Source organism: Weissella sp. DD23, from assembly GCF_001579105.1.
In the GTDB taxonomy this organism is placed as follows: domain Bacteria; phylum Bacillota; class Bacilli; order Lactobacillales; family Lactobacillaceae; genus Weissella; species Weissella cibaria.
Genome location: NZ_KQ970393.1, coordinates 84706 through 94990 on the forward strand (window position 1 = coordinate 84706; position 10285 = coordinate 94990).

The 10285-nt window shown below is 46.0% G+C and carries 10 protein-coding genes and 2 tRNA genes; 4 read left to right on the forward strand and 8 right to left on the reverse strand.

Features of this window, described 5'->3' with window-relative positions:
• Window positions 1–15: 15 nt before the first annotated feature.
• From WEIDD23_RS06380 to WEIDD23_RS06395, 4 genes are all read right to left on the reverse strand, one after another.
• Window positions 16–894 (reverse strand): ROK family protein, encoded by an 879-nt coding sequence (locus WEIDD23_RS06380; RefSeq protein ID WP_010374992.1) that lies wholly within the window; start codon window positions 892–894, stop codon window positions 16–18.
• Between the two features lie 12 nt (window positions 895–906).
• On the reverse strand, window positions 907–1860 hold the full coding sequence (locus WEIDD23_RS06385) for a GRP family sugar transporter (protein ID WP_010374993.1): 954 nt from the start codon (window positions 1858–1860) through the stop codon (window positions 907–909).
• Window positions 1861–2037: 177 nt separating this feature from the next.
• Window positions 2038–3585, reverse strand: a complete 1548-nt coding sequence (locus tag WEIDD23_RS06390; protein WP_010374994.1) for a DHA2 family efflux MFS transporter permease subunit — start codon at window positions 3583–3585, stop codon at window positions 2038–2040.
• 116 nt (window positions 3586–3701) lie between these two features.
• Window positions 3702–5147: a peptide MFS transporter gene (locus WEIDD23_RS06395; protein WP_010374995.1), complete on the reverse strand. Its 1446-nt coding sequence runs from the start codon at window positions 5145–5147 to the stop codon at window positions 3702–3704.
• A 189-nt stretch (window positions 5148–5336) separates the two neighbouring features.
• Between WEIDD23_RS06395 and WEIDD23_RS06400 the strand changes: the two genes are divergently transcribed.
• From WEIDD23_RS06400 to WEIDD23_RS14640, 4 genes are all read left to right on the forward strand, one after another.
• Complete coding sequence (locus tag WEIDD23_RS06400) at window positions 5337–6164, forward strand: metallophosphoesterase (protein WP_010374996.1); 828 nt, start codon at window positions 5337–5339, stop codon at window positions 6162–6164.
• A 59-nt stretch (window positions 6165–6223) separates the two neighbouring features.
• Window positions 6224–6306: transfer RNA gene (locus WEIDD23_RS06405), tRNA-Tyr, on the forward strand.
• An 8-nt stretch (window positions 6307–6314) separates the two neighbouring features.
• Window positions 6315–6386, forward strand: a tRNA-Gln gene (locus WEIDD23_RS06410).
• Between the two features lie 150 nt (window positions 6387–6536).
• A complete protein-coding gene (locus WEIDD23_RS14640) occupies window positions 6537–7208 on the forward strand; it encodes a hypothetical protein (RefSeq protein WP_010374997.1) in 672 nt (223 codons plus the stop codon).
• Window positions 7209–7273: 65 nt separating this feature from the next.
• Here the strand turns inward: WEIDD23_RS14640 and WEIDD23_RS06420 are convergent, their stop codons facing one another.
• The 4 genes from WEIDD23_RS06420 to WEIDD23_RS06435 form a co-directional block, all read right to left on the reverse strand.
• Complete coding sequence (locus tag WEIDD23_RS06420) at window positions 7274–8494, reverse strand: MFS transporter (RefSeq protein WP_010374998.1); 1221 nt, start codon at window positions 8492–8494, stop codon at window positions 7274–7276.
• Window positions 8495–8596: 102 nt separating this feature from the next.
• Entirely contained in the window at window positions 8597–9415 is an 819-nt protein-coding gene (locus tag WEIDD23_RS06425) for an RsiV family protein (protein ID WP_010374999.1), read from the reverse strand.
• 1 nt (window position 9416) lies between these two features.
• A complete protein-coding gene (locus tag WEIDD23_RS06430) occupies window positions 9417–9896 on the reverse strand; it encodes an RNA polymerase sigma factor (protein ID WP_010375000.1) in 480 nt (159 codons plus the stop codon).
• 94 nt (window positions 9897–9990) lie between these two features.
• A partial coding sequence (locus tag WEIDD23_RS06435; RefSeq protein WP_197458828.1) for a hypothetical protein occupies window positions 9991–10285 on the reverse strand: 295 nt, incomplete at its 5' end.

Below are 10285 nucleotides of genomic sequence, written 5' to 3' on the forward strand. Positions count from 1 at the left end.
TTTTTCTGCAATTTATTACGCTGCTAGCAAGCTCTTAGCCAAGTAGAAGCAACCAAGAACTCCTGCATTGTCACCGTTTCCCACGGTAACAATGTACTTATCCAAATCATCAACTGGCAAGTAATCAGCTAATTGTTCTGCAAACGCCTTGCGAACCATTGGCAACAAGACTTCACGGTGTGGCACACCACCGCCGAAAACAATGCGGTCTGGACGCAACGTAACGGTGTATGTCACGGCCGCTTGGGCCAAGTAGTAGGCCTCGATTTCCCAGGCCAAGTGATCATCTGGCAATGACTTAGCAGATTCGTGCCAACGATCTTCAATCGCTGGACCAGCTGCCAAACCTTCTAAGCAAGCATCCCCGTGGAATGGGCAGTGCCCGGCATAGTTATCTTGTGGGTGCTTACGCATCATAATGTGCCCAGCTTCAGGGTGTGAGTTACCACTCAACAAGTGACCGTGTTGGATAATACCAGCACCCACCCCAGTTCCAACTGTCAGATATACCACGTTTTCAACGTCTGCGGCCGCCCCAGAAACGTATTCTGACCAACCCGCACCGTTCACATCTGTCGTCCAGAAGTAAGGGATGTCACGCCAAGCCTTCATGGCACCCAAGAAATCATAACCTGACCAACCACGCTTAGGCGTATCCAACACATAACCATAGGTGCGACTGTCTGGGTTAATATCAATTGGTCCAAAGGCCGCAATCCCAATTGCCGCAATATCCTCGTATTGATCAAAGAATGCGATAACTTGCGCCAGGGTTCCCGCACCATCTAGGGTTGGAAAACTCTCACGTGCAATGACCGTATCCGGATCATTGACGTCCGCAACCGCAACAACAAACTTCGTACCACCTGCTTCAATAGCCCCCAAAAGTGACATGATTTATTCCTCCTATAACACTGACAACTTTGAAATCAAAATTGCCCCCACAATTACCAACACCGTTCCAAGCAAAATATAACCCATTTGACGCTTCGTCTTATGCTCACCAAGAATAAAGATGGCCCCAAAGGTTCCAACAATAATTCCGGTTTGTGACAATGTCGTCGCCGTTGCTTGACCAACGTCTGGATTTCCAGTTGAGATGAACATAAAGACATTTCCCAATGCCCATACCAAACCAGTAATAACTTGACGTGCCGTTCCAGACTTCATGATGTTGTTCGTTTCCTTGAAGTAGAACGCCACAATCAACAAAGCCCCTAGAATTTGACCAACTGATTGTGGTGCCACAATCGCTGTCATATAGTCCAACCCGTTGTTTTGGTTGTGAACGGCATCTGAGATGTAACCCCACTTGTTAAGCAAGTTAGGCAACACAAAGTACATCATAAAGGCTAGTGTTGAAACGATAACCGCTGAAACACCACCCTTGAAGTCACGCTCTGGGTTCGTTTCTGCCGGCGCATTCTTATCGCGAACGGTCGTCAACAAAGCACCACCTGTTACCAGCGCAATTGACAAGACCCCGAAGAACCACATCCGGCCCGTGTGCCATTCACCAAGCACAGCGGCGGCCATCAAAGCGTTACCAACAATTTGCCCGGATGTCGAAAGCGGATTTCCAATCGACACCCCTAGTTTCTTAAATCCAATCAGTTGGCCAACCTGACCAACTGCCCAAATCAAACCTGAAATAAATCCAACAATCCAAATCCGTGAATTAAATGCATAATCCATCCCGGCATTCGGAATAACGAAGAAGGCCAAGGTACCAAAACCAAGTATGATGGCACCAATGGTCATCCCCATAATTCCTTGCGCCGCAGTTCCACCAGCTTTAGTCGTAACGATTCCAACAGAACCCCACGCTAATGCCGGCACTAATGCGATTAAAATTGACATAATAGCTCCCCTAATCAAAAAATTTGCCACTCAACACCTACTACGCTACCCGTTTGAAACCGCTTACACAATTAACGTTTTTTAATTTCCCGTCATTTTTTAGATAATTTAGTCAAAAAACACCCGATTTCTGTAAGCAAACAGACAATCGGGTGTTTAAAAATTAATTGTATTTAATTAAGCATTTTTACGGTCACGCATAAAGAGTGCGGCACCGATTGCACCAATAAAGACTGTAATTGCCGCGGTAACGCCCACAGCAATCATGCCCTTATCATAAGCATGGAGCACGACTTGTTGGAAGTCGTGCGCGAACGGTGCCTTAGTCAGGCGATCGCTAAAGGCAACCGCGTGGCCAGAAAATGGCCCAGCTTCAACCAAGGCCTTGTGCAAGCCAGTCGCTGCCGCTTCAGGCATCTTGACCGTTCCGAGGTGCGCGTTCAAGTAGTCTTCATAGTGATTCGTCTGGGTCAAACCAAGCATCACGACACCGAATGATACACCGAATTGGCGGAAAACATTAAGCAATCCAGCTGCCATCCCCATTTCATATGGCGCAACGCCTTCAAGACCGGCCGTATTCAACATTGGGTTAACGATTGCATTCGTCAATCCCATCAAGACCATTGCTGGTACCAATTGAATAAACGTTAGCTTCGTCGTCATGGCGTTGGCCAACAACAAGAAGCCAATTCCACCAAGCAACAAAGCGCCTGAAATCATCCACTTCTTTGAGAACTTGTTACCCAAGATACCGGTTACCGGTCCCAAGATCAGTGACCAAATTGAAATCACTAGTTGGCGCAAACCAGTTTGGAATGCCGTGTAGCCCATGTAATTTTGCATCAACCCCGTTAGATAGGCGTTAATGGCATACACACCAGCTCCCAACGTAAAGGCAACGATTACGGCACCCACGAAGTTAACACTCTTAAACATCTTCAAGTTCATCATTGGCGTCTTCACACGCAACTCAACCAACACGAAGATAACTGCCAAGACGATACCTGCAATCAACCAACCGGCGATACGGGCGTCAGTCCATGCCCAGTGCACGTGGCTTTCCTTTTGAATCAAGCCATACACAGCTGAGAATAAAGCCGCCGCTGACAAGATCATGCCCACGAAATCAATCTTTTGACCCTTACCATAGCTTGGCGTTTCTTTAACGTTAATCCACGTCATGATAACTGCGATGATACCAACGGGCACATTAATATAGAAGATTGATGGCCAACCAAAGGCTTCAACCAGGTAACCACCCACCAAGGGGCCTGACGCCGTCGACAAACCAATGACAGATCCTAGGATTCCTAGCGCCGTACCGCGCTCGCGGCCTTCAAAGTTTGAAGCGACCAATGCCATTGCCAATGACATCAAGCCTGAGCCTCCAATCGCTTGGACCCCGCGCCCAATGTCGAGCACTGTTAGTGACGTTGCCATCCCGTTAACCGCTGAGGCAATAACGAAAACGAACATGCTGGCGATAAACATCTTCTTACGACCAAACATGTCACCAAGCTTCGACACAATCAGCAACATGACCGCAAACACGATCGTATACGCATTTAGGACCCATTGCAGATTGTTAAACGTTGTCTTAAAATCAACCGCCATTGTTGGCAATGCCACGTTCACAACCGTGACATCCAACAAGGCCATAAAGACGCCCAAAGACATGGCTGCCAAAGCTAACCACTTCTTGTATGACTTCTCTTCTGTCATTCTCTTCCACCTAATTCCTATTTTTTTCGACAAGAATTGATTATAGGCGCTTTCACTTACTTTTCCAACAGAAAAAGAGCAGCTGATGGAAAATCATCAACTGCTCTTTTCGTTTACTATTTAACACCGGCCATCAAGCGCTTGATACGTGGTACCAAGAATACCAAGACCACACCAAGCACAACTGAGGCGATTCCGAACCAAGCGAAGTAAGCCACTTCGTTCTTAGGGTTATATAACGTTACCAACTGGGCGTTCAACGCTGAACCAGCTGATGAAGCCAAGAACCACATTGACATCATTTGTGACATGAATGCCTTAGGCGCTAGCTTCGTTGTAACTGACAAACCAACTGGTGAAATCAACATTTCACCGATGATAACCAAGGCCCATGAGCCAACCAACCAAAGTGGTGACACCTTACCAGCCGTACCAAACATTGCACCAGGCAAGGCCATCAACAAGAATGACGCACCGGCGAACATCAACCCAATCGCAAACTTCATTGGTGAAGATGGTTGGTTCTTTTGCCACTTAACCCACAACCAGGCAAAGAATGGCGTGTATAGCATGATGAACAATGGGTTCAGTGATTGGAACCATGACGCTGGGAACCATGACGTATCAACACGTTCGGCAGCAAAAGTTGCCAAAACGATTGATCCTTGTTCTTCAATGGCCCAGAACAACACAGCTGCCAAGAACAATGGAATGTATGAGACAACACGTGAACGCTCTTCCTTGTTAACCTTAGCTGACGTAATCATCAACGTGAAGTAACCGATTGGCAACAAAATAGCGACAATCGTCAACAAGTTAACGAAGTTTTGCAAGCTCGTCCAGCCCATCAAAACCATCAACAAGACAACCAACGCAAAGGCAATGACACCAAGGACAATCTTAGTGACCAAAGGCTTCACTTCTTGCGGTTGCAATGGGTCTGGGGCGTACATTGAATCTTCGTGCAAGTGCTTGCCACCAAAGTGGAATTGCAACAAACCGAAGAACATACCGATAGCGGCCAATGAGAAGGCGACGTGGAAGCCGGCCTGTTCTTGCGTCCAACCAACTAGCAATGGGGCAATAAATGAACCCAAGTTGATTCCGAAGACGAAGATTGAGAACCCAGCATCACGGGCTGAATCACCATCTTTATAAAGTGACCCAACCAATGATGAAACGTTAGGCTTCAACAAACCAGTTCCCAACACAATCAAGATCATTGAGGCGAACATGGCCGGTGCCCCGAATGGCAATGACAAGGCGATGTGACCAAACATGATCAAAACACCACCCCAGAAGACCGTGCGACGTTGACCTAGCAAACGGTCAGCGATGAAACCACCGACAACACCTGATAGGTAAACCATTGACGCATAGATGGCCATGATTGACGCTGCCGTTGCCTTCGTGACGTTCAAATCACCTGTCGCAATCAAATGCCACATGTAGTAAAGCAAAATGGCCTTCATACCGTAGTAACTGAAACGTTCCCACATTTCGGTCATAAACAATGTTTGTAGACCGCGTGGTTGTCCCAGGAATTTCTTTTCTGATTCCATAGAAAAGCTCCTTACGAATTTATATTTATTTGTTTTAACATAACTAATTCATTAGAAAATACTTATTAAGTTTACTTGAATTTCTTCATTTCCACAAGAAGGTATCAGAAATTGATTTTACTTTTTCCTACAAGGATAGTTTCGCGTTTGGTACAATGAATTGATATATCAGGAAAGAAAGGCGATATCATGGTTAAAATCGCTGTTACAAGTGACAATCACTTGGACATAAATAAGCAAGAACCCGCCGAAATTTTAGCGAAACAAACACAAAAAATTCTAGAAATGAACGTTAATTATTACCTAATTGCTGGTGACCTTTTTAACGATTTTAAGAAATCAATGGCATATGTGAGTGATTTGCAAGAAAACCTGGGTGACCAGACCAAAGTCTTGTTTATTGCTGGTAATCACGACATGGGGCGTGGCACAGATTTTGCTGAGCTCGAATCACCCGTGAATGATTTTTACCTTCATAATAAGTACGTCGACATTCCCGGCACGGATTGGCGGATTATCGGTCACAATGGTTGGTATGATTACCCATTTGCCCGGGGCATTGACCCGGCAGATGTTGCCGCCTTCCGCCGTGGTTTTTACTACGACCGGATTATTGAACAACCAATGACCGATCCGGAGCGCATGGATTTAGGGTTGGCCCAAATGAAGGTGCTCCTCGATGACGCACAAGCTGCCGGTAAGCAAGTCATTTTCATGACCCACTTTGCCCCAATTGGGGATGAATTGATTTTTCCAATCGGCGATCGACGCTGGGCAACTGTGAACGGCGTCTTAGGGTCACCACGCACTGGTGAACTACTCGAAAGTTACGACAATGTGCGTCATGTCTTTTACGGCCACATTCACGTTACCGTGCCGCCACGTGAAAAAAATGGGGTTACTTACTACAACCCCAGCGTTGGTTATAACCGTCGGCGCTTGCAAGAATGGACGGCTGATAACTTCTTTGATGCTTGGCAAAACAAAGTTCAAGAAATAGTGTTGACATCTAAATAAATATTCTGTATAGTATATATTCGTTGAGGCGATACATATCGCTAAAGCGTTTATATGATGGGGGTTTAGCGAAGTCTGGTCAAACGCGGTGGACTGTAAATCCATTCCTTCGGGTTCATAGGTTCGAATCCTATAGCCCCCATTTATTATTGGGATATGGCCAAGTGGTAAGGCATCGGTTTTTGGTACCGTGTATCGCTGGTTCGAATCCAGCTATCCCAGCTAACGAAGTCGATGAGCATTTGCTTGTCGGCTTTTTTGTTATATTTTTTCAGTCTACAGCCTGATTAATGCGGTTAATTTCATATTTGTCCTGTTTTTCGCACTATTTTTCCTGTACAATGGTAAGCGTTCTATCTTCAAGGAGGTCACATGAAACTTAAGTGGACTGTCATCACCCTAATCGCCCTCGCTGCGACTGCAGCCGGGATCTACTGGGGTGTTGATGCATTCAATGAAAACAAAAGCTATCAAGGCAATATGCGCAATGCGCGTAATGCCGTCGCGGCCCACAACTGGTCAGATGCCGCTATCTACTACTCTGCGGCCCGTGGCATTCGCGTTTCCGTCGAAAACCGCACCGCCCTTGAGCAACTTAACTACCTTAAGCGTGCGGACAAAGAAATCCGCCACAACAATTGGCAATCAGCGTTAAACCTGTATAGCCTGGTGTTGGCAACGAACGGCGGTGTTGATTTGTTAAACAAGGCCGCCAAAAGTGGTGAGGATTACGTGACGGCACTCAAGAACGCCGACGAATCAGCGGACAAGGCTTCTTCGCTACAAGTTGCGCTTGATAAGAAGTCATCCGAACTAACTAAGGCGCGTTATTCTGCAGAAGCAGCTGTTAAAACGGCGAATGATGCAGCTAAGGCCGCACAGGACTCTGCTAAGAGCGCCGTGGATGCCGCAAATGATAATGCAACCGATTTATCGAAGGCGCTGTCCTCACAACAAGCTGCTGACAAAGCTGCCGCTAAAAGTGAAGCTGCCGATACTAAGACATCAAAGGTCGATAATCATAAGAAAGATAAAGCAAACTAATAAATTAAATAGCCGCAGGATCATTTAACATCATGATCCTGCGGCTATTCTCATATAATCGACTATTAAAATGACGCTTTCATTTTTGCAGCAGTGGCAACTGAATAAATCGCAATCAGCACCCCAACCATCAACATTACGGCCGCACCGATATTGCCAACAAAGTGCGAGGCTGACACCATCACCCCAGCAACAATATTACCCAGTGGCCGCGTCGCAGCAAACGCACCTGAGTAAGCCCCGAGCTTCTCCGGGTTCATCATATCCGCACGCAACGTCTGACTTGATGGCACATTAATCATCTCACCAACCGTGAAGACAACCGCCGTAAAGGCCAGTGGCCAAAAGTCGCGGAGCAAGAAGGCCATGGCAAAGCCGAGGCCTTGCAAGAATGTCCCAATCATATAACCACGGATTAGCGGCCAGCGATTTGTCATATGATTAAATGCTGACATCGTTAAGACGATTAAGACCGTATTAATTACCAGCATAAACGAGAGCATCCGTTGGCCATAAAAATGAATGCCAAACAGTGTGTAGTCGTGGAACGACTCTGCCAAGTGCGCTGCCAAATAGAAATCTGGTTGTGAATAAACAACGACCGAGAAAATCGTTCCGAACATGAATAGCAAGTAACGCTTATCCGTCAGCACATGCCCGTATGACTTGATAGCACTCCAGACTGACGAATTCGTCTTAACGGTTGTCATATCCAGCGTTTCCGCCATCCCCCACTTGATAATCGCCGCATTAATAATGCCGACAATCATTGAGCCCATTAACAATTCAAAGAGGTAATCACGGAAGAACCAACCACCAACGGCCGCCCCAATCATCACACCAATGTTAATGATCCAGTAAATCAACGCAAAGACAAACTTACGATTTTTCAATGTTGACGAGTCAATCATCATCGCTTGTTCGGCCGGATCGGCGAATGACGCCCCGACTGAAGCAGTCAGGAACCCAACGAACGTGATATACGGGTTGGTATACCACGGCGAATTCATCAGCATAGCCAGCGCATAGCCGCCAATAATCATGGCCGATCCAATCAAGATGGTCTTTTTACGCCCCAACACATCGGCCAAGTGACCACCATACAAGCCAGCAATAAAACCGGCCACTGAGACGGCAATCAACAAAAAGCCGGTAATGAAGGCCCCAAAATATTCAACGTAATAAACCGTTACATTCGGTCCAATTGAACTACCCAGTAAGACTGTTAGAAAAACAGTTAATGATCGTAGCTTCAAATTACGATCCAACTGCATGAAATCTTGCAACTTTCCGCCCTCCTTTTTCTGTCATAATCTAATTAGCATAACACAAAGAAACCGCTGTTCATACACAAAACAGCGGTTATATTAAAATTCAATTAGATACAATTACTTCACGTAAGCATGTGATATCAATTGGCTATCAATCTCATCAGTTGGAATCGTCATCGCAACCGCACCAACATACATCGGTGCAATTTCACCGCGCTGGAAAACCAATACTAGTTCACCCTTATTATTAATATAGAACGTCTGCTTAGGTCCAATCGCTGCGACCGGTGTGTCATACTGCTTCGACGCTGCGATTTGTTCATTGACATAATTTTTCAAAATTGCCTGATAGGCGTTCGCCTTAAATAGCATCGGCAGTGTTACGACCAGCCCGTTTTGCTTATCAATTGTTGTGTAACGCAGCTTCGTAGCGGTATCGGCCGACGAGATATCCTGACGACGTTCCAGCACAAGCAGCTGCTCGTTGTTTACCTTTTCAGCATAGGTTTGTGTCATCGACTTGGGCGTATCATTGGTCTTATTCATGAAGGACTCGTATAATGCGCGACCCTCTTCTGCATAGGCCGTATTTAACTTATCAGATAATTGCCGGTCACGTAGGTTCGTCAACAAAGGCACCTTAATATCCGCATACGACGTCTTGTCGACATGCTTGTACTCGCGGAACAATAAAACTTTCACGGCATCACGCACAACTGGCACCCGTTCTGATGCATTCGCGAATGAATACGATGTGTTAAGCGCCAGCGTAAAAGCTGCTGCTACAGCACCGACACCAATCACTGATGATTGCCACCAATTCAAGCGCTTGCGCTTTGGTGCAGTTGCGACAATCGCTTGGTTGATAACAGCCGTCAACTTTTCAGTTGGAATATCCTGTTGTGTATACTGAATCTTCAAATCTGCTAAAGTCATGTTAAATTCCCCCGTCCATCAAGGCTTCCAATTTCTTCAGACTGCGATAATACGTTGTTTTGACCGTATTTTCTGACAACTGCAATGTCAGCGCAATTTCCCCAAAGGTTTGATCTTCAAAAAAATGCAACCGAATAATCGCCTGTTCTTTATCAGACAAATCACTCACCGCTTGTTCAAGTGCTAAGCGAGTTTCTGGTGCAACTCCTGCCAAAGCTGGCATAAACGTTAAGACATCGTCACCAATTTCATGGCGGCGGGCTTGTTTACGTTGTGCATCGATGGCTGTATTAATCAAAATTCGAAACAACCAGGTTTTGAGATATTGTTTTTCTTTCACCTGTCCCACCTGACGTAACGCTTTTTCAGCACTGATTTGCACGATATCCAGCGCCTCTGCTTCCGTATGAACGTAGCCTAACGCAACGCGGTACAACGCTGTTTGATTTTCTTTCAGCGTTGCGATTAATTCTTCACGCATGTTACGTTCCCCCTAACTTTCAACACTTATTAGACGCTGTGATGTATGGAATAGTTTCAAAACTAAAAAAACACGCCGTTAAGCGTGTTTTTTATTACTCAGCGTCGTTGTTAGCTTCTTCTTCCGCAACAGCTGCTTCGTATGCCAAGACGCGTGCTGACACGTCCATGACGATATTATCTTCATCACGGATTGAGACAATCAATCCCTTGCCCAACCATGAGTGGTCACCAGAGTAAGGCATTTCCATTTCTTGTTGGAAATCACCGTCGTGTTGGACGAACATCACACCCACGATACTATCTGTGTAGTCATCCGCAAACCAAATCTCAACTTCAGGGAACATGATGGCCTTGTAGTTCATCATCGTATCAAACATTCCCCAAACT

What these genes read in the sequence shown, in the direction of transcription:
- WEIDD23_RS06425 (WP_010374999.1), bottom strand. Translation starts at nt 9,415, where the DNA reads ATGACTTTAGCAGATTTGAAGATTCAGTATACACAACAGGATATTCCA.
- WEIDD23_RS06390 (WP_010374994.1), bottom strand. Translation starts at nt 3,585, where the DNA reads ATGACAGAAGAGAAGTCATACAAGAAGTGGTTAGCTTTGGCAGCCATG.
- WEIDD23_RS06430 (WP_010375000.1), bottom strand. Translation starts at nt 9,896, where the DNA reads ATGCGTGAAGAATTAATCGCAACGCTGAAAGAAAATCAAACAGCGTTG.
- WEIDD23_RS06380 (WP_010374992.1), bottom strand. Translation starts at nt 894, where the DNA reads ATGTCACTTTTGGGGGCTATTGAAGCAGGTGGTACGAAGTTTGTTGTT.
- WEIDD23_RS06400 (WP_010374996.1), top strand. Translation starts at nt 5,337, where the DNA reads ATGGTTAAAATCGCTGTTACAAGTGACAATCACTTGGACATAAATAAG.
- WEIDD23_RS14640 (WP_010374997.1), top strand. Translation starts at nt 6,537, where the DNA reads ATGAAACTTAAGTGGACTGTCATCACCCTAATCGCCCTCGCTGCGACT.
- WEIDD23_RS06395 (WP_010374995.1), bottom strand. Translation starts at nt 5,147, where the DNA reads ATGGAATCAGAAAAGAAATTCCTGGGACAACCACGCGGTCTACAAACA.
- WEIDD23_RS06385 (WP_010374993.1), bottom strand. Translation starts at nt 1,860, where the DNA reads ATGTCAATTTTAATCGCATTAGTGCCGGCATTAGCGTGGGGTTCTGTT.